Genomic DNA, 18,781 nt, shown 5'->3' with positions numbered 1-18,781 from the left:
GTTGTGTAGAATTCGGCGGCGTAGCGGCCCTGCTCGCGCGAGCCGTGGGACGAGCCTTTGCGGCCGCCGAAGGGCACGTGGAAATCGACGCCCGCGGTCGGCAGGTTGACCATCACCATGCCGGCTTCCGCATTGCGCTTGAAATGGGTCGCATGCTTGAGGCTGGTGGTGGCAATGCCGGACGAGAGACCGAAGGGCGTGTCGTTGGCGACAGCGAGCGCCTCATCGTAATCCTTGACGCGAATGACGGATGCGACCGGGCCGAAGATCTCTTCGCGGCTGATGCGCATCGCGTTCGTCGCCTCGGTGAACAACGCCGGCTGCAGGTAGAAGCCGGGCGCGTCGCGCTTCAGCAGTTCGCCGCCGAAGGCGAGCTTCGCGCCCTCCTGCTGGCCGATGGCGATATAGTCGGTGTCCTGGTTGAGCTGGCTCTGGTCGACCACCGGACCGATATGGGTGCCGGCCTTCAAGGCGTCGTCGATCGTCAGCCCCTTCATCCGCGCGCCCATTGCCGCGACGAAACGGTCATGAATGCCTTCGGTGACGATGATGCGCGAAGAGGCAGTGCAGCGCTGGCCGGTGGAGAAGAAGGCGGAGTTGACCGCCGCCTCGACCGCGACACTGAGATCGGCATCGTCAAGCACGACGAAGGGGTTCTTGCCACCCATCTCCAGCTGGTATTTGCGATTGTGCTCGACCGAGGCCAGCGCGACACGTTTTCCCGTGCCGGTCGAGCCGGTGAAGGTGATCGCGTGGATATCGGGGCTGTCGAGCATCGCCTGGCCGACAACCGAGCCCTTGCCCATGACGAGGTTCAAGACGCCCTTCGGCAGACCCGCGCGGTGGAGAATGTCGACGATCGCGTGAGCGCTGCCGGGCACCAGTTCGGCCGGCTTGAAGACGACGGTGTTGCCGTAGCAAAGCGCCGGCGCGATCTTCCAGGCGGGGATGGCGATCGGGAAATTCCAGGGCGTGATGATGCCGACGACGCCGACCGGCTCGCGGGTGATCTCGACGCCGATATTGGGTCTTGCCGACGGCAGCACTTCGCCTGCCAACCGCAGGCATTCGCCGGCGAAGAAGTCGAAGATCTGGCCGGCACGCACGGTCTCACCGATGCCTTCGACCAGCGTCTTGCCTTCCTCGCGTGACAACAGCCTTCCGAGCTCGTCCTTGCGGGCGAGGATCTCGTCGGCGGTTTTCCTCAGGATCGCATGACGATCGAGGATGCCGGAACGCGACCAGGCCGGAAACGCTGCCTTGGCAGCGGCAATCGCCGCACGTGCATCGTCGGCCGAGGCGCGGGCATATTCGCCGACCACGTCATTGGTGTTGGAAGGGTTGATGTTGGCAACCCCGTCACCACCGACCCATTCGCCGGCAATCAGGTTCTGGTGCAATGTCATAGGCTTCGAGCCTCCTTCATGAGCGCGCATGACCGTCACTCGTGAACAGTCGCGCTTCGGAGATGTGTCAGAGCTGGCGTATGGCGACCTTTTCCTCGGCGGCGATCGCAAGCGCGTTGCGTAGCGGTAGGCCGAAACCATCGGCCTCGATCTCGAACACATCGCCTTCCTCGGTGCGGACGCCGTCGCCGAAGGACAACGTCGCCGTGCCGAACATGTGAACGTGGATGTCACCCGGCTGGCGGAACAGGCCGTACTTGAAATGATGATGCTCAAGATTGGCGAAACTGTGCGACATGTTGGTTTCGCCCGACAGGAACGGCTTCTCCCACAGCACCTGGCCGCCCCGCAGGATGCGCGACATGCCGCGGATATCCTCCGGTGCGACACCGATGCGGATTTCCGGACCGAAGCTCGCCTGACGCAGTTTCGAATGCGCCAGCCAGAGGTAGTTGACCCGTTCGGTCTTGTGGTCGGAAAACTCGTTGGCGACGGCAAAGCCAATCCGGAACGGAACGCCCTGGTCGGAGATCACGTAGATGCCGGCCATTTCCGGCTCTTCGCCGCCATCCTCGGCAAAAGAGGGCGAGACGAGTGCCGCGCCCGGTGCAACGGCTGATGTGCCGTTGCCCTTGTAGAACCACTCCGGCTGCACGCCGGTCTCGCCGGCTTTCGGCTTGCCTCCCTCAAGCCCCATGCGGAACATCTTCATCGAGTCCGTCAACGTTTCCTCGGCCGCCTCGCTCGTCTTCTTGTGCATGGCGTCGCGGGTCGCGGCCGAACCGAGATGGGTGAGGCCCGTGCCGGTCAGGTGCAGGTGCGCCGGATCCGGATGGGTGATCGGCGGCAGGAAGCGTCCCTCCGCATAGGCCTTGTCGAGGTCGACGGCGGCGCCGACACCCTTGGCCTCGATCGTCTCCTTCAGGCTCCGACCGGAGTTGGCAGCTTCCATCGCCAGAGCATAGACGCTTGCCGCCCCCTTCACCGCATGCGCGGTTTCGCCGGGCGACCGCACCGCGACCGTTATCGATCCGTCTTCGTTCCTGACCTGCGAAATCAGCACAATACTGTCCTTCCTGTCTTCATCAGGGTCGCGGTCGTTGCCCTTTCAAGGCAAAAGCGTACCCGTGGGTGACTTTCGCCACCCAATTCCGGCGGGCCAATCCGCCGATCCTGGCAGCCGCTGCTGCCGGTGAATGTTACTGGTTCGCGTCGGGTCTTATGGCTTTCCGCTCAACCCTTGTTCTTGTTGTAGACATCGAAGAACACGGCAGCGAGCAGCACGAGGCCCTTGATCAGCTGCTGGTAATCGATGCCGATGCCCATGATCGACATGCCGTTGTTCATCACGCCCATGATGAAGGCGCCGATGACGGCCCCGATGATCTTGCCGACGCCGCCGGACGCCGAGGCGCCGCCGATGAAGCAGGCCGCGATGACGTCGAGCTCGAAACCGACGCCGGCCTTCGGCGTTGCCGAATTGAGGCGAGCGGTGATGATCATGCCGGCGAGTGCGGCCAGCACGCCCATGTTGACGAAGGTGTAGAAGGTCAGCCGTTCGGTGTTGATGCCCGATAGCTTTGTCGCCTTGACGTTGCCGCCCATCGCATAGATGCGGCGGCCGATCGTCGAGCGGGTGGTGATGAAGGTGTAGAGCGCGATCAGCACCGCCATGGCGATCAGCACGTTCGGCAAGCCGCGATAGGTCGCGAGCTGGAAGCCGATGAACAACGCCACCGCAGCGATGACCGCCATCTGCACTGCGAAGAAAATGAACGGCTCGTTTTCCGTGCCGTGCTGCTCGTTGATCTTGCGGTCACGAATGCCCGCATAGATCGCGTAGCCGACGAGCGCGATGACGGCGACGAGCGCCACCATGTTCTGAATGGTCTCTGGCGCCGGATTGAGGAAATAGAGGAAATCCGGAACGAAGCCTGTCGAAAGCAGCTGGAACTCCTTCGGGAACGGACCGATCGGGCGGCCGCCGAGCACCACATAGGTGAGCCCGCGGAACACCAGCATGCCGGCCAGCGTCACGATGAAGGACGGGATCTTCTGGTAGGCAACCCAATAGCCCTGGGCCGCTCCCATGATGCCGCCAACGATCAGACAGGCGGGGATGACGACAATGGCCGGCAGCCCCCACTTGACCAGCATGATCGCCGAGATCGCGCCGATGAAGGCGACGATCGAGCCGACCGACAGGTCAATATGCCCGGCGACGATGATCAGCAGCATGCCGAGCGCCATGATGACGATGAAGGAGTTCTGCAGCACCAGGTTGGTGATGTTGACCGGCTTGAACAACACGCCGTTGGTCACGAACTGGAAGAACAGCATGATTACCACGAGCGCGACCAGCAGGCCGTATTCGCGGATGTTGTTCTTGAGATAGTCCCCGATCGAGGGCTTGTTGGCTTGGGTGCTCGTATCGGCGACCATTAGTGTTTCTCCCCTGAACGCATGATGGCACGCATGATGGATTCCTGGCTCGCTTCCGCCTTCGAGAGCTCGGCGACGATGCGGCCCTCGTTCATGACGTAGATACGATCGCAGGTTCCAAGCAGCTCCGGCATTTCCGATGAAATCATCAGGATGCCTTTGCCCTCGGCGGCAAGCTGGTTGATGATGGTGTAGATTTCATACTTCGCGCCGATATCGATGCCGCGTGTCGGCTCGTCGAGAATGAGAACTTCCGGATTGGTGAACAGCCATTTGGACAGCACGACCTTCTGCTGGTTGCCGCCTGAAAGGTTGACCGTTTCCTGATAGATCGAGTGCGAACGGATGCGCAGCTTCGAACGATAGTCAGAGGCGACCTTCGCTTCCTTACGATCGTCGATGACGCCGTTTGCGGCCACCGCCTTCAGGTTGGAGAGCGTCGTGTTCTCCTTGATGTTATTGATCAGCACGAGACCGAGCTGCTTGCGGTCCTCGGTGACATAGGCAAGCCCCGCATCGATGGCACGCGGAATGGTGCTGACGTCGACGGGCTTGCCGCGCATCGACACGTCGCCGGTGATCTTGTGGCCCCAGGACTTGCCGAACAGGCTCATCGCCGTTTCGGTGCGTCCTGCCCCCATCAACCCGGCGATGCCGACGACCTCGCCGGCGCGCACGGTGAAATTGACATCGTGAAGGAATTGCCGGTCGCGGTGCTGCTGGTGGAAGACGTTCCAGTTCTTCACTTCGAGCAGCGTCTCGCCGATCTTGGGTTCGCGCGGCGGATAACGGTCTTCCATGGCACGGCCGACCATGCCCTTGATGATCCGATCTTCGCCGATGTCTTCGCCGTGACAGTCGAGCGTCTCGACCGTGCCGCCGTCGCGCAGGATGGTGATCTGGTCGGCGACCTTCCGGATCTCGTTCAGCTTGTGCGAAATGATGATCGAGGTCATGCCCTGCGTGCGAAACTCCATCAGCAGCTTCAAAAGCGCATCGGAATCGGTTTCGTTGAGCGAGGCGGTCGGCTCGTCGAGGATCAGCAGCCGCACCTTCTTCGAAAGCGCCTTGGCAATCTCGACCAGCTGCTGCTTGCCGACACCGATGTCGGTGATCAGTGTCGCCGGGCTCTCGCTGAGGCCCACCTTCTTCAGCAGTTCCTGAGTACGGGCAAAGGTCTGCGGCCAGTGGATCACGCCGTTGCTGGCGATCTCGTTGCCGAGGAAGATGTTCTCGGCGATCGAAAGCAGCGGCACCAGCGCCAGTTCCTGGTGGATGATGATGATGCCGAGGTCTTCGCTGTCGGAAATCGTCGAGAAGCGACGGGCTTCCCCGTCATAGTGGATCTCGCCATCATAGGTGCCGGCGGGATAGACGCCGCTCAGCACCTTCATCAGCGTCGACTTGCCGGCGCCGTTTTCGCCGACGAGTGCGTGAATCTCGCCTTCGCGGACCTTGAAGCTGACATTGTCCAGCGCCTTGACGCCCGGAAACGTCTTGGTGATGCCCCGCATTTCAAGAATGATATTGTCCATGTTCAGTCATTCCAGCGGCAGTCTTCAAGAGAGTACCGGCTCCGTCATCTGGATAAAAGGGCCCGCGCGCATGCACGGGCCCCCACGCTCAAAAAGATCAGTTGTTGATCTGGTCTTCGGTGTAGTAGCCCGAGCTGACGAGCACGTCCTTGATGTTGGACTTGTCGACGGCAACCGGCTTCAGCAGGTAGGACGGTACGACCTTGACGCCGTTGTCATAGGTCTTGGTGTCGTTCACTTCCGGCTCCTTGCCTTCCATGATCGCATTGACCATGCCGACGGTGACCTTGGCGAGTTCGCGCGTGTCCTTGAAGATCGACGAATACTGTTCGCCGGCAAGGATCGACTTGACCGACGGCAGCTCGGCGTCCTGGCCAGTGACGGCAGGCATTGCCATGTCGCCCGAGCCGTAACCGACGCCCTTCAGCGCCGAGATGATGCCGATCGACAGACCGTCATAGGGCGACAGCACGCCATCGACCTTGGCATCGGTGTAGTTCGATGACAGCAGGTTTTCCATGCGGGCCTGGGCAACGGCACCGTCCCAACGCAGCGTGCCGACCTGGTCCATGCCCTTCTGGCCGGACTTGACGACGATCTTTTTGCTGTCGATCAGAGGCTGCAGGACCGACATCGCACCGTCGTAGAAGAAGAAGGCGTTGTTGTCGTCAGGCGAACCACCGAAGAGCTCGATGTTCTTCGGCTCGGTCGCGCCGTCGAGCTTGAGGCCCTGGACCAGCGAGGTCGCCTGCTGCACGCCGACCTGGAAGTTGTCGAAGGTGGCGTAGTAGTCGACATTGCCCGAGTCACGGATCAGGCGGTCATAGGCGATGACCTTGACGCCAGCGTCGTGAGCCTTCTGCAGGATGTCGGAGAGCGTCGTGCCGTCGATGGCGCCGATGACGAGAACCTTGGCACCCTTGGTCACCATGTTCTCGATCTGAGCGAGCTGGTTCGGAATGTCGTCGTCAGCAAACTGCAGGTCCGGGGTGTAGCCGGCTTCCTTGAACAGCTTCTCCATCGTCTCGCCGTCGGAAATCCAGCGGGTCGACGTCTTCGTCGGCATGGAAATGCCGACCGTGCCCTTGTCCTGCGCAAATACCGGCGCAGCGAAGGACGCGATCGAAATCGCAGCGGCTGCGAGAAGCGAAGTCATCAATTTCATCAGTTCTCTCCCAAAAAAGTTGAAGCCGGCAGGCTAAGCCTTTCCGTCTATGCGCAGCAATCCGCCGCCCGAGATCTTCGTCTCCGGCTGCGATCAAGGTGAAGGAGAGGCCTCCCCGCCTCGCATGCTCCTACATGCGCTGGCACATGGGTAAAAACTGGAATCAAAACATATAACTGTCAAATACAATATCGCTTTGAATGCATACCAAAAACGATATAGCACTTGCAAACAGTGTGATTTTTGAAAATCCTTGAAAACCGAGCGAGAATTAGAGAGGCCGAAAATGCGCGACCAAAAGCCCGGTGCGGCCGCCAAGCCCGGTGAACTCTTCGATTCCGCGCTCTTCCGCTCCGGGCTGAAGATCAGCCATCTCCGGCTGATTCTCGCGATCGACGATCATCGGCGCATCAGCGCTGCCGCCGAAGCCCTTGGAATTTCACAGCCGGCGGCCTCGCGCATGCTGTCGGAAATCGAGACCATGCTGAAGGCGCCGGTCTGCGAACGCGTCGCCCGCGGCGTCGAACTGACGCCCTATGGCGAGGCCCTGGCGCGGCGCGCGCGCACCATCTTTCTGGAGCTTCGCGAAGCCTCCCGCGAAATCAGCGAACTCAAGACCGGCAGCGGTGGCTCGGTTTCTCTCGGTTCGGTCACCGGCCCGGCGCTCAATCTCGCCGTCCCCGCCATTCGCCAGGTGATCACCGCCTATCCCGGCATCGAGATCAACGTCCAGATCGAAAACAGCAACGTGCTGGCGAGGGAGCTGCTGGCCGCGCGGCACGATTTCATCATCGGCCGCATCCCCGACGACCAGCCGCCGCGGCTCTTCAACATGGTGGAGATCGGCTACGAGGAAGTCTGCCTGATCGTGCGCGACGGCCATCCGCTGCTCGACAAGCCCATGGTCGGCGCCGAGGACCTGCCCTCCTACGACTGGGTGTTCCAGCCGCCGGGCACGCTGCTGAGGCGCGCGGTCGAGGACAGTTTCGTGTCGGCTGGCGTCAGGCTGCCGGCGACCGTGATCAACACCTCGTCGATCATCCTGACGCTCTCGATCGTGCGCAACACCAATGCGATCGCGCCGGTGGCGCTCGACGTCGCCAACCTGATTGCGGGCAACGGCACGCCAGCCGGCGAAATCCGCATCCTCAAGACCGAGATCCCGATCCGCATCAAGCCTTACGGGCTGATCACCGCCGAAGGGCGTGCGTTGCCGCCAAGCGCCAAGCTGCTCTACGACCTGATCCTGAAGCAGGGGCGAGCATGACCACGCGGCATGATCAACGTGATCAGCCCGGCATGATCAATCTGATCAGCCCGGGATAATCTCCATCTGCGATCGTGCGGCTCCTGTGGAGGCAACATGTTTGGAATGTCAGTCTTTCAGTCGGTGCTCGAGCGGCTGAAATCGGAAGAGGATATCGAACCGGCAACGGTCGAAGCGACGCGTGTCGCCACGGCTTATGCCCCAGCCTTCGACAGCGGCTTTGCCGCCGAAAGCGTCGGTCTGGCTGCCTTCGGCGCAGTCGAGCGAGCCTATCTCGACGCGTCATTCGTGGAGCCGCCACCTCCACCGGTGATGCCGGACTATCTCAACCGCACCAGCCTTGCGGACGTTGCCGAGGAACTGGCACTTGGCGACGGCGAAACACAAATGACGCTTGCGGCGAAGCGGCGGGCGTTCGCGGCCCTCAATCATCCCGACCGCTTGCCGGCTGCCTTCCGCGCCAATGCGACCGTGCGCATGAAGCTCGCCAACATGCTGATCGACGAAGCCTCGCAGCAGATACGCGCAATCAATCCCGCAGCGTGATCCTCAGCTCGCGGCGCCGTCCCCGCCGTCCTTGCCCTCTGCATCAGCCGCTTTTTCCTCGCCCTTCTCGCTCGGCTTGTAGAAAACCAGCAGCGCTGCCGAGGCATAGGCGGTCATCGCCAGGAAGATCATGCCCCACATCGCCTGTTCGCCCAGAAATTCGACCACCGTCCAGCCGGCGCAGAAGGCCACGATCAGCAGGCGGACCCATAGTGGGCGGTAAAAAGGGTGGTCCGGGTCAATGAACTTGAGCATTCTGTCCTCTGGTGGCCTTATCGTGTGCGCCCCATTTACGGGATATTTGTCAGGGACAGCAAGTCCAGCGGCCTTCAGGCTCTTGACGGACGCAATTAAAATGGAATAAAAATTCCGAAATTACCAACATCGGCCACTTCATTCCAAATGATTGAAAAGGCCGAGTGGGTGCGGAGGTACCAAGGGAGAGGCTCTGGCGCAGCGTTCCAACGCGCGGTCTTTCGTGACAATTCTTCAACCGATTCGCGGAAACAGCGTTCCGCGGCGCCTTTGCGCGATGAGCGCCGATCATCACGCCCCTTCCCGGTCGCGAACCGGACTTCGAGAGAAACAGAGATGACAGTCAGATTTGGTCTTCTGGGTGCCGGCCGTATCGGCAAGGTTCACGCGAAAGCCGTCAGCGGCAATCCGGACGCCGTGCTTGTTGCCGTTGCCGATGCATTCCCCGCCGCCGCCGACGCCATTGCCAAGCAGTATGGCTGCGACGTGCGCACCATCGAGGCGATCGAAGCGGCCAAGGACATCGACGCCGTCGTCATCTGCACCCCGACCGACACCCATGCCGACCTGATCGAACGCTTCGCCCGCGCCGGCAAGGCGATCTTCTGCGAAAAGCCGGTCGATCTCGACGCCGAGCGCGTCAAGGCCTGCCTCAAGGTGGTGAGCGAGACCAAGGCCAAGCTGATGGTCGGCTTCAATCGCCGCTTCGATCCGCATTTCATGGCTGTCAAGAAGGCGATCGATGCCGGCAAGATCGGCGACGTGGAAATGGTGACGATCACCTCGCGCGATCCGGGCGCCCCGCCGGTCGACTACATCAAGCGTTCGGGCGGCATCTTCCGCGACATGACGATCCACGACTTCGACATGGCCCGCTTCCTGCTCGGCGAGGAGCCGGTCTCGGTGACGGCAACCGCCGCCGTTCTCGTCGACAAGGCGATCGGCGAAGCCGGCGACTATGACAGCGTCTCGGTCATCCTGCAGACGGCCTCCGGCAAGCAGGCGATCATCTCCAACTCGCGCCGCGCCACCTACGGCTACGACCAGCGCATCGAGGTCCACGGCTCGAAGGGCGTCGCCTCGGCCGAGAACCAGCGTCCGGTTTCGATCGAGATCGCCAATGGCGACGGCTATACCCGCCCGCCGCTGCACGATTTCTTCATGACCCGCTACACCGAAGCCTATGCCAACGAGATCGAGAGCTTCATTGCGGCGATCGAAAAGGGCGCGGAAATCACGCCTTCGGGCAAGGACGGCCTCGCGGCCCTCGCACTTGCAGACGCCGCCGTGAAGTCGGTTGTCGAGAAGCGTCAGATCAGCGTCGGCTGAGGCACCTGCAAGTCTCCATAGATCGTCCCCGATCTAAGGACAAAGACATGCAGAGAATCAAAGCATTACAGCGCAGCATCAAATGGAAAGGCCGGGCGCCAAACGCCCGGCCTTCTTCATATCCGCATTTGGCAGATGCTAGCTTCAGCCCTCGGCGCGTGCCGGCATCTTCTCCCAATGTCGCGCTTCCTGGCCGGTGCTGGGCGCAGCCCCCGGCCGTCCGGAGAGGTAACCCTGGATCTGCAGGCAGCCTTCCTCCGCCAGGATCTGCCTCTGCCGCTCAGTCTCGACGCCTTCGGTCACGACAGCGAGCTTGAGACTGTGGCCGAGCGCGATGATCGCCCGGACAATCGCTTGAGCTGAGGGGTCCTGCTCGATGGCAGCGGTGAAGCTGCAGTCGATCTTCAGCTTGTCGAAGGGGAAGGTCTGCAGGTTGCTCAGCGACGAATGCCCGGTGCCGAAGTCGTCCATGACGATCCTGACGCCGAGGACCCGCAGGCGCACCAGCACCGCCAGCACATCCTCGCGATTGTGCATGAGCGCCGCCTCGGTGATCTCGAGCTCCAACCGCCAGGGATCAAGGCCAGTGCGATGCAATATGCTTGCGACCTGATCGAAGAGATTGGGCAGGAGGAACTGGACCGGCGAGATATTGACGGAAATCGGCAAGGGCTCGTTCCACTTTACCGCTTCCGTGCAGGCCTGCTCCAGCACCCATTCGCCGATCTGGATGATGGAGCCGCTTTCCTCCGCGATCGGGATGAACACGTCGGGCCCGATCAACCCGCGCTGCGGATGGTTCCAGCGTAGCAGAGCCTCGTAGCCGATGATCCTGTCGCTCTGAACTTCGACCAGCGGCTGGTACTCGAGAAAGAATTGCCGGCGAAGCACCGCATGGCGCAGGTCGTTTTCGATCTGCCGGCGGGTGCGCAACGCTTCGTCCATTTCCCGGTCGAAGAAGCAGGCGATCCCCTTGCCGCTCTGTTTGGCGCGGTAGAGTGCCGTGTCGGCGTTGTTGAGCAACTGGTCGGCCGTCTGCCCATCGATCGGGTAGAGTGCCGCACCTATGCTGACGCCGACGGCGGTCGGGTCGCGGTTGGTATCCATTTCCGCGGCAAACAGCGTCAGGATACGATCCGTCAACTGGCGTGCAGCCTGTGGCTGCTTGCCGCCCACCTGAACGATCGCGAACTCGTCGCCGCCGAGCCGGGCGATGGTGTCCTGCTCTCCGGCCGCCGCGCGCAGGATATCGGCAACCTTGCGCAGGATGCGGTCGCCCTCGCCATGGCCGAAGATATCGTTGACCGCCTTGAAGCGATCGAGGTCGAGGCAGAGGATCGCCAGGTCTTCGCCGCGCGCCGTGGCGGCCGCCAGCGTCTGGGCGAGCCTGCGATCGAAGAAGGCGCGGTTCGGAAGGTCGGTTAGCGCGTCATGGTGGGCAAGATGCTCGATCGTGCGCTCCGCTTCCTTGCGGGCCCTCAAGTCACGCACGAAGATCACATCGCATTCCCGCCCGCGATACTCGATCGTCCGGCACATGAATTCGACCGGGATGGTGCGCCCGTCGTCGTTGAGGAGATCGATCTCGCCGGGGCCGTCGCCGCGCCTGTGTGCCTCCAGCCCCTCCTCGCCGAAGGCGAAGATCTCCGATGGACGGCTCCCGGACAGCTGCGAAAACGTCCGACCGGTGAGGCCGGAAAAGCGCTCGTTGGCTTCGACGATGACGCCATCGAAAACAATCGCCATGCCTTCGAGCGAAGCGTTGGCAAGCCCTCTGAGGTCGGTGAGGTGCCGATCGACGAAGAGGGCACCAAAGGCGAGCACGATCAATGTCGTGGAGGCGGCAATGACCCCTCCTGCAAGCCAGGCGGGATGAATGGTCTCGGCAACGGCGACATTGGCCTCCGGCACCAGCATCACGCCGCTCATCGACGTGAAGTGCATGGCGCAGATTGCCAGGACCAGCAGCAGTGACGAAACCACCAGCCGCCGCAGGCTGCGCAGCGTATGAAAGGCATGAAGCGCAGTGCCTGCCAACAATGTTCCTGCGACAACGGCCAGAAGCGTCGCCTGCGGATCGTAGGCAATGTGCCCGTGGATCTCGATCGCCCGCATCCCGGTGAAATGCATCGCCGCGACGCCGGTGCCGAGGACGAAGCCGCCGCAGGACATCGAAAGACGCGAACCACCGCCGAGGCCGATGGCAAACGCGACCCAGGAGGCGGTGATGGCGACGATCACCGAAAGGGCCGTGCCCCAAAGACCGTAGGCAACCGGCACGCCACCATCATAGGCCAGCATCGCTATGAAATGCGTCGACCAGACGCCGATGCCGCAGGCAAGACCGCTGGCGGCAACCCAGCGACTTCGTTGACCGCCTTCGCTTCGCTGGGCACGCAGCAGCAGCAACATCGTTGCGGCGCTGCCTGCCAGGCAGACGATCGCGGCAGCTACGATAAGACGCCAATCATGGTCGTCGCGTATGCAAGCAATCACTGAAAACATAAGCGTCTCCCGCGTCACGGCCACATTGACAAGGAGTCGCTAAATAACTGTAAATTGTACTGGCTTGGATGTTCGCCCTCGATACAACCCCAAAAATGGTTACGCCTGACGATGCACCTCGACCGTGTGTCAAGAATGGCCGGTGGCGGCAATCTCGCCATCGATGGCGCCCAGCGCCCGCTCCAGATGCCCCTCGAAGACGAGACGTTGTTCGTCGAGCACGACCGATATTTCGGGAGCGCCCTGGAGCCGGACTTGCATGGACTGCGCAAGTCCCTCCTCGATCCCCGGAAGCATGAGATCGAAATAACGGATGCCAGGCCCGGTAACGTGTACCGGCATGCGCTCGTAAAGACTGAGCATACGCGAGATACCATTGCCGAGCGCGATGCCCGCCTGGCGGAATGCGTAGCCAGCCATGCGATGACCCTGCCGGGCGCTGGCGGCAATCTTGTCGAGTTCGGCGACCGGAACGAATTTGGCGGGAATGGTATCGGCCGGAACCTCGAAGGCTGCCCGCAGAATTCCATAGAAGCCGGCCGCCGCTTCGATGCAGCCATAGGCGCCGCAGCGACAAAGGCCGGCGGACGGCGCATGCAGCATGTGGCCGAAATTCGGTGCGCTGACATCCATCTCGCCGCTCTGGCTCTTGCGGGCAACGCCAAGCCCGATGCTATGACCGAGGGAGATCGCCGCGAGCGCCCTGAACGCGCCCTCCGGCTTGCGCGCGGCTTGCGCTGCAAGCGCCTGCGCAACGAGCAGCGTCTCGTTGCTGAGCATCACTTTCGCCCGCCATTGCGGTGCAAGCAGCGCGGCGAAGTCCAGTTCCTCCGGCCCGAAGACCGGCGACCACAGAAGCCGCGCAGCCTCGTTATCGACCAGCCCCTTGCTGCTGATCGATACGGCGAGCACCCGATCCCGCTCCAGCCGCGAACGCTGCAGCAGGCGTTCGAGCGCATCCACGAAGGCGCGGGCGAAGGGGACCGTGCCGCGCTCGTCGTGGTTCCGTGTTTCGTCGAAACGGTCGAGCAGGGTGCCGCCATAGTCGACCAGCGAGTATTGCACGATGTCGGAGGAGATCCTGACGACCACGAGATGGCCATGGTCCCGGCGCGGCGTAAAGAGCACGCGTGGCCGCCCTCGCCCGCCCTGAACCTGTTGCTCGGCCTTGGCGAGTATGCCTGCTTTTTCCAGCTCGGCCGTAATTGCCGAGACGGTCGCGGAGGCGAGCCCCGTTTCCGCCGAGATTTCCGTATGGGAAAGATTGCCGGCGCGCCTGAGCGCCGCAAGGACCAGCGCGCTGTTTTGCTGACGCACGAGCTCAGTGCTGGACTTGGTCAGCATGAGACGTCCCTGTCAGTGGCGGATCCTTCGAACACATGCCCCTCCCAAAGCATCTGTTGAACGGCAAGACAAGGCGCGGAACACCTTGTCGACAGCCTTGTGGCACCGATTTTCTCGACGGTCGAGAAACAACGGACGCGGCCGCTCGCGAAGCACTTTGTTGATGCCGCAACCACCGCGTTCACGCCGTGTTGACAGCCTCCAAAATCCATGACATTCATTTTCTCGACTGTCGAGAAAATAATTCCGCACTCTGTAGCGGGACGATCTACGGCAGCGTTCCAAGGCTGGCGGAGGATGGTGCGGGAGGTTCGCACGCTCGGCCGGCCCTCACTCGGGAGGATGAAATGAAATCCGTTTTGAAGCTGATGGCAGGTGTTGCCGTCATCGTTTCCCTGCACTCCGTTGCCCAGGCGAAGGACCTGGTCGTCGGCGTTTCCTGGTCCAACTTCCAGGAAGAGCGCTGGAAAACCGACGAAGCCGCCATCAAGGCGGCCCTGGAAGCATCCGGCGACAAGTACATCTCCGCTGACGCGCAGTCGTCAGCCGCCAAGCAGCTGACCGACATCGAGTCGCTGATTGCCCAGGGCGCCAACGCACTGATCGTGCTTGCCCAGGACAGCGACGCCATCGGCCCGGCGATCGAAAAGGCCGCCGCCGAAGGCATCCCGGTCGTCGGCTACGACCGCCTGATCGAAAACCCGGCTGCCTTCTACATCACCTTCGACAACAAGGAAGTCGGCCGCATGCAGGCCCGCGAAGTGTTCAAGGTGAAGCCGGAAGGCAACTACGTCTTCATCAAGGGCTCCTCGGCTGATCCGAACGCCGACTTCCTCTTCTCCGGACAGATGGAAGTGCTGAAGGAAGCCGTCGATGCCGGCAAGATCAAGAACGTCGGCGAAGCCTATACGGACGGCTGGAAGCCGGAAAATGCCCAGAAGAACATGGAGCAGTTCCTGACCGCCAACGACAACAAGGTCGATGCGGTCGTCGCCTCCAACGACGGCACCGCGGGCGGCGCGATCGCGGCTCTCGATGCGCAGGGCCTCGCAGGCTCCGTTCCGGTCTCCGGCCAGGACGCGGACAAGGCGGCGCTGAACCGCGTCGCTCTCGGCACGCAGACCGTCTCGGTCTGGAAGGACAGCCGTGAACTCGGCAAGCGCGCTGCAGAAGTCGCCGTCGAACTTGCCGGTGGCAAGAAGATGGAAGAAGTCTCGGGCGTCACCACCTTCAACGGCGGCCCGAAGGGCGTGGCCATGCAGTCGGTCTTCCTGGCACCGCTGCCGATCACCAAGGACAACCTGAACGTCGTCATCGACGCGGGCTGGATCTCCAAGGCTGAAGCCTGCCAGGGCGTCAAGGGCGACGTCGCGGCCTGCAAATAAACCGCATCAGCAGAACTGAGCGCTGACTTCAGACAAGCGCCGCAACGCAACCCGTTGCGGCGCTTGCGCAAGGTGCGTGCCGGGCGGACAATGCCCTACGCGCGACCGGCGCAACCTAACGAAACCGCTCGATCTCTGCCGTCGCACCGGGCTTGTCGCGTCGATCCCGGCTCTTGGTGCCACCTGACGCGACGACATCAACACAAAAAAGTGGGGGAAGGCACGTCCATGGCCGACATCACACAAGGCAACACGCAGGGCGCACAAGCAAACCGCGCCCGCACAGCGGACGAAAACCCGGTGAAGCGCTTCTTCCGCGCCACCGAAATCGACACCCGACTGCTCGGCATGGTCGGCGCCCTCGTCATCATCTGGATCGGATTCCAGATCATGACCGGTGGCCTGTTCCTGACGCCGCGCAACCTGTGGAACCTGACGGTCCAGACCTCCTCCGTCGCCGTGATGGCAACCGGCATGGTACTGATCATCGTCACACGCAACATCGACCTCTCCGTCGGCTCCGTGCTCGGCTTCTGCGGTATGGTCATGGGGGTCATGCAGGCGAAATTCCTGCCGCAATATCTCGGCCTGGAACATCCGGCCATCTGGATCATCACGCTCTTGAGCGGCATTGCCGTCGGTGCTGCCATCGGCGCGCTGCAGGGCTCGATCGTCGCCTTCCTCAACGTGCCCGCCTTCATCGTCACGCTCGGCGGATTGCTCGTCTGGCGCGGCGCCACCTGGTTCGTGACCAGCGGCCAGACCGTTGCGCCGATGAACGCCACCTTCCGCCTGATGGGCGGCGGCACCGAAGGCTCGATCGGCGCCACGGCAAGCTGGATCGTCGGCATCCTCGCCTGCATTGCCATCGTCGCCGCCATCCTCAATTCCCGCAAGCAGCGCAAGCGCTTCCGCTTCCCGCTGCGTCCGGTCTGGGCGGAGTATTTCCTGGCGATCCTCGGCTGTGTCCTGGTGCTCGGCGCAATCACTGTTGCCAACAGCTACTACTGGCCGACCAACATCGCCCGCAAATATGCCGACGCCAACGGCATCGCCTGGCCGGAAGGCGGGCTGCAGATCTCGCACGGTATCGCCATTCCGGTGCTCGTCGCCATCGCCGTCGGCATCGTCATGACCTTCATCGCCACGCGCCTTCGCTTCGGCCGCTATGTCTTCGCGCTCGGCGGCAACCCGGAAGCAGCCGAACTTGCCGGCATCAAGACGCGCTGGGTCACCGTCAAGATCTTCACGCTGATGGGCATTCTGTGCGCCATCGCCGCGGCAATCTCGACCGCCCGCCTCAACGCGGCGACCAATGCGCAAGGGGAACTCGACGAACTCTACACGATCGCCGCCGCGGTCATCGGCGGCACGTCGCTTGCAGGCGGTGTCGGCACGATCGCCGGCGCCATGATCGGCGCGCTCGTCATGCAATCTCTACAGTCGGGCATGGTGCTGCTCGGGATCGACAGTCCGTTCCAGCGTATCGTCGTCGGCGTGGTTCTCGTCGTCGCCGTCTGGCTCGACACCATCTACCGCGCCCGCGCCAAGTAAGGAGTACGATCCATGAAAGACCAACGCACTCCGCTCGTGGAAATGAAGAACATTTCCATCTCCTTCGGCGGCATCCATGCCGTGGACAACGCCTCCGTCGATCTCTACCCCGGCGAAGTCGTGGCACTGCTCGGGCACAACGGCGCCGGCAAATCGACCCTGATCAAGATCCTCTCCGGCGCCTACAAGCGCGACGCCGGCGAGATCCTGATCAATGGCGAGGCCGCCGACATCAACAACCCGCGCGACGCCAAAAAGTACGGCATCGAGACGATCTACCAGACGCTCGCCGTCGCCGACAACGTCGACGCCGCCGCCAACCTTTATCTCGGCCGTGAGCTCAGGACCCCCTGGGGCACGCTCGACGACGTGGCGATGGAGGCAAAGGCCCGCGAAGTCATGGGGCGCCTCAACCCCAACTTCCAGCGCTTCAAGGAACCGGTGAAGGCGCTTTCGGGCGGCCAGCGGCAGTCGGTGGCGATCGCACGCGCGATCCTCTTCGACGCCCGCATCCTGATCATGGACGAGCCGACGGCAGCGCTCGGCCCGCAGGAGACCGCCCAGGTCGGCGACCTCATCAAGCAGCTGAAGCGCGAAGGCATCGGCATCTTCCTGATCAGCCACGACATCCACGACGTGTTCGACCTCGCCGATCGCGTGTCGGTCATGAAGAACGGCCAGGTCGTCGGCCAGGCCCGCACCGAGGACGTGACCAAGGACGAGGTGCTCGGCATGATCATCATGGGCAAGGTACCGCCCAAGGCGATCCCCGGCCCCGGCGCCATGCAGGTCGCCTGAACCAACAATCGAGAGGGCGGGACCTCAAAGCCCCGCCCTCTCGCGCTTTCTGCCCGGGAGCGGACACAGCGCCTTTGCTGCATTTTGGCAGCAACCGCAAATTCCCCTGCGAACTCCGCCATTTCACCATTGATGCGGCGCCAAAGCTAAGCTATGAACCGCTTCACAGCCTGCTTCGGCGGCCTTGCCGCCAACGGATGCACCCGTAGCTCAGCTGGATAGAGTGTTGGATTCCGATTCCAAAGGTCACAGGTTCGAATCCTGTCGGGTGCGCCATTTAACAAATTGAAATCCCTTATATTTCAGTCTTGCTCCTCTTTGCCGTCGCGCATGATGCAACGAGCTGGCCCTGCAATGCAGCGCTTCGGAATTTCTCAATGATTTCAACGTACGTACCACGCGAGAGCTCGCTTCGGGCATTGCTGTCGCACAGGCGACACCAGAAATACCCGCGCGCCGGCAGCCAGAGCTATCCATCGCCGGCTGCAGAGGCCGCCGCCACCGATGGCTCCACGGTCGTCTATTTCGGCCCTGACCTGCCAAAGGGCGTGGCGCGCGGTAACTGGGTCCAAACTGACCCCAAGAAGGGCTGGTTCGCGATCCTGCGCCTGTACAGCCCGCTACCCTCGTTTTTCGATAAAAGCTGGCGGCCGAGCGAGGTCGAATTTGTGAAATGACGAAACAAGCCCGCCTTGCGCGGGCTTGTGATACGTGCCTTCCACGCCACCGAACACAGTGGAAGCCGCATCGGTATGGGCTCGACCGTCGATCCGGTGCAACGCGCCGGAGGCCGCCATCAGACGCAGTCCGATGACACAAGCGGCGTCGGCTTCTTCTGCGAGCGGCTCCGGACGGTGTTCTCATCTCCTGATCGACGCCGACTTCTCCGCCAGCCGTTCCATGAACCGTCCATAGTCGATGATCGCGCGCTGATGCGTGCCCTCCCCTATGACGCCAGCGTCGTCACGGCAGATCACCTTGAACGACAGGACGCGCCCCGATATCGCGGTAAGCTCGACATCCGCCGTGACGGCCATGCCGACGGGGGTGGCTGCGACATGGGTGACGTCGACTGATGTCCCGACCGTCCTCTGCTGATGACCTAGGGTCCGGACTCAATTGCACCAGTATGTGAGCGTGGCAGCGATTAGAGCTGCTGCGAGGAAATTTCTTGCCAGTTTGTCATACCGGGTGGCAATGCGCCGCCAATCCTTGAGCCTGCACCAGAGGCGCTCGACGAGGTTTCGGGC

14 protein-coding genes, 1 tRNA gene and 3 pseudogenes are annotated in these 18,781 nt (G+C 62.3%); 8 read left to right on the top strand and 10 right to left on the bottom strand.

Annotated features, from left to right (window positions below):
• The 5 genes from AB4Z53_RS34845 to chvE form a co-directional block, all read right to left on the bottom strand.
• The coding region (locus AB4Z53_RS34845; protein ID WP_441599973.1) for an aldehyde dehydrogenase family protein at positions 1-1,406 on the bottom strand (1,406 nt) is incomplete at its 3' end.
• A gap of 67 nt (positions 1,407-1,473) precedes the next feature.
• Positions 1,474-2,469, bottom strand: a complete 996-nt coding sequence (araD1, locus tag AB4Z53_RS34840; protein ID WP_291162064.1) for an AraD1 family protein — start codon at positions 2,467-2,469, stop codon at positions 1,474-1,476.
• Between the two features lie 170 nt (positions 2,470-2,639).
• Positions 2,640-3,848 carry a multiple monosaccharide ABC transporter permease gene (gene mmsB / locus AB4Z53_RS34835; RefSeq protein WP_113535568.1) on the bottom strand — a complete coding sequence of 403 codons (1,209 nt, stop codon included), beginning with the start codon at positions 3,846-3,848 and terminating at the stop codon, positions 2,640-2,642.
• Positions 3,848-5,383 (bottom strand): multiple monosaccharide ABC transporter ATP-binding protein, encoded by a 1,536-nt coding sequence (gene mmsA / locus AB4Z53_RS34830; protein WP_291162069.1) that lies wholly within the window; start codon positions 5,381-5,383, stop codon positions 3,848-3,850. The genes mmsB and mmsA overlap by 1 nt, the downstream gene beginning before the upstream one ends.
• A 97-nt stretch (positions 5,384-5,480) precedes the next feature.
• Complete coding sequence (gene chvE, locus AB4Z53_RS34825; RefSeq protein ID WP_113535570.1) at positions 5,481-6,548, bottom strand: multiple monosaccharide ABC transporter substrate-binding protein; 1,068 nt, start codon at positions 6,546-6,548, stop codon at positions 5,481-5,483.
• A 286-nt stretch (positions 6,549-6,834) separates the two neighbouring features.
• Between chvE and AB4Z53_RS34820 the strand changes: the two genes are divergently transcribed.
• Together AB4Z53_RS34820 and AB4Z53_RS34815 are read left to right on the top strand one after the other, a co-directional pair.
• Positions 6,835-7,815: a LysR family transcriptional regulator gene (locus AB4Z53_RS34820; RefSeq protein WP_291162075.1), complete on the top strand. Its 981-nt coding sequence runs from the start codon at positions 6,835-6,837 to the stop codon at positions 7,813-7,815.
• A gap of 96 nt (positions 7,816-7,911) precedes the next feature.
• The gene (locus tag AB4Z53_RS34815) at positions 7,912-8,361 is read left to right on the top strand and encodes a hypothetical protein (protein ID WP_441599970.1); all 450 of its coding nucleotides are present in this window, start codon (positions 7,912-7,914) and stop codon (positions 8,359-8,361) included.
• A gap of 3 nt (positions 8,362-8,364) precedes the next feature.
• On the opposite strand, the gene AB4Z53_RS34810 is transcribed toward AB4Z53_RS34815, so the two are convergent.
• Entirely contained in the window at positions 8,365-8,616 is a 252-nt protein-coding gene (locus AB4Z53_RS34810; protein ID WP_291162081.1) for a hypothetical protein, read from the bottom strand.
• Positions 8,617-8,952: 336 nt separating this feature from the next.
• Here AB4Z53_RS34810 and iolG point away from each other — a divergent pair, with 336 nt between their 5' ends.
• Positions 8,953-9,945, top strand: a complete 993-nt coding sequence (iolG, locus tag AB4Z53_RS34805; protein WP_441599968.1) for an inositol 2-dehydrogenase — start codon at positions 8,953-8,955, stop codon at positions 9,943-9,945.
• A 144-nt stretch (positions 9,946-10,089) separates the two neighbouring features.
• On the opposite strand, the gene AB4Z53_RS34800 is transcribed toward iolG, so the two are convergent.
• Complete coding sequence (locus AB4Z53_RS34800) at positions 10,090-12,450, bottom strand: bifunctional diguanylate cyclase/phosphodiesterase (protein WP_441599966.1); 2,361 nt, start codon at positions 12,448-12,450, stop codon at positions 10,090-10,092.
• A 129-nt stretch (positions 12,451-12,579) separates the two neighbouring features.
• Positions 12,580-13,794, bottom strand: a complete 1,215-nt coding sequence (locus AB4Z53_RS34795; protein WP_441599964.1) for an ROK family transcriptional regulator — start codon at positions 13,792-13,794, stop codon at positions 12,580-12,582.
• 347 nt (positions 13,795-14,141) lie between these two features.
• On the opposite strand from AB4Z53_RS34795, the gene xylF reads away from it, so the two are divergent.
• The 5 genes and pseudogenes from xylF to AB4Z53_RS34770 all read left to right on the top strand — a co-directional run.
• Positions 14,142-15,179 carry a D-xylose ABC transporter substrate-binding protein gene (gene xylF / locus AB4Z53_RS34790; RefSeq protein ID WP_113535577.1) on the top strand — a complete coding sequence of 346 codons (1,038 nt, stop codon included), beginning with the start codon at positions 14,142-14,144 and terminating at the stop codon, positions 15,177-15,179.
• 228 nt (positions 15,180-15,407) lie between these two features.
• Positions 15,408-16,733 carry a sugar ABC transporter permease gene (locus tag AB4Z53_RS34785; RefSeq protein WP_441599962.1) on the top strand — a complete coding sequence of 442 codons (1,326 nt, stop codon included), beginning with the start codon at positions 15,408-15,410 and terminating at the stop codon, positions 16,731-16,733.
• Between the two features lie 12 nt (positions 16,734-16,745).
• Complete coding sequence (locus tag AB4Z53_RS34780) at positions 16,746-17,531, top strand: ATP-binding cassette domain-containing protein (RefSeq protein WP_034793927.1); 786 nt, start codon at positions 16,746-16,748, stop codon at positions 17,529-17,531.
• A 199-nt stretch (positions 17,532-17,730) separates the two neighbouring features.
• A tRNA-Arg gene (locus AB4Z53_RS34775) sits at positions 17,731-17,807 on the top strand.
• Between the two features lie 164 nt (positions 17,808-17,971).
• Positions 17,972-18,208, top strand: a pseudogene (locus tag AB4Z53_RS34770) (DUF1214 domain-containing protein); the annotation flags it as partial.
• Between the two features lie 183 nt (positions 18,209-18,391).
• Here AB4Z53_RS34770 and AB4Z53_RS34765 read toward each other — a convergent pair.
• Positions 18,392-18,577, bottom strand: a pseudogene (locus AB4Z53_RS34765) (thioesterase family protein); the annotation flags it as partial.
• Positions 18,578-18,646: 69 nt separating this feature from the next.
• Positions 18,647-18,781 (bottom strand): annotated as a pseudogene (locus tag AB4Z53_RS34760) (IS5/IS1182 family transposase); the annotation flags it as partial.

This window comes from Ensifer sp. 2TAB8 (assembly GCF_052115125.1).
Lineage (GTDB): Bacteria > Pseudomonadota > Alphaproteobacteria > Rhizobiales > Rhizobiaceae > Ensifer.
Note: the sequence above shows the minus strand (reverse complement) of the source record. Positions and strands in the feature narration are given on the sequence as shown.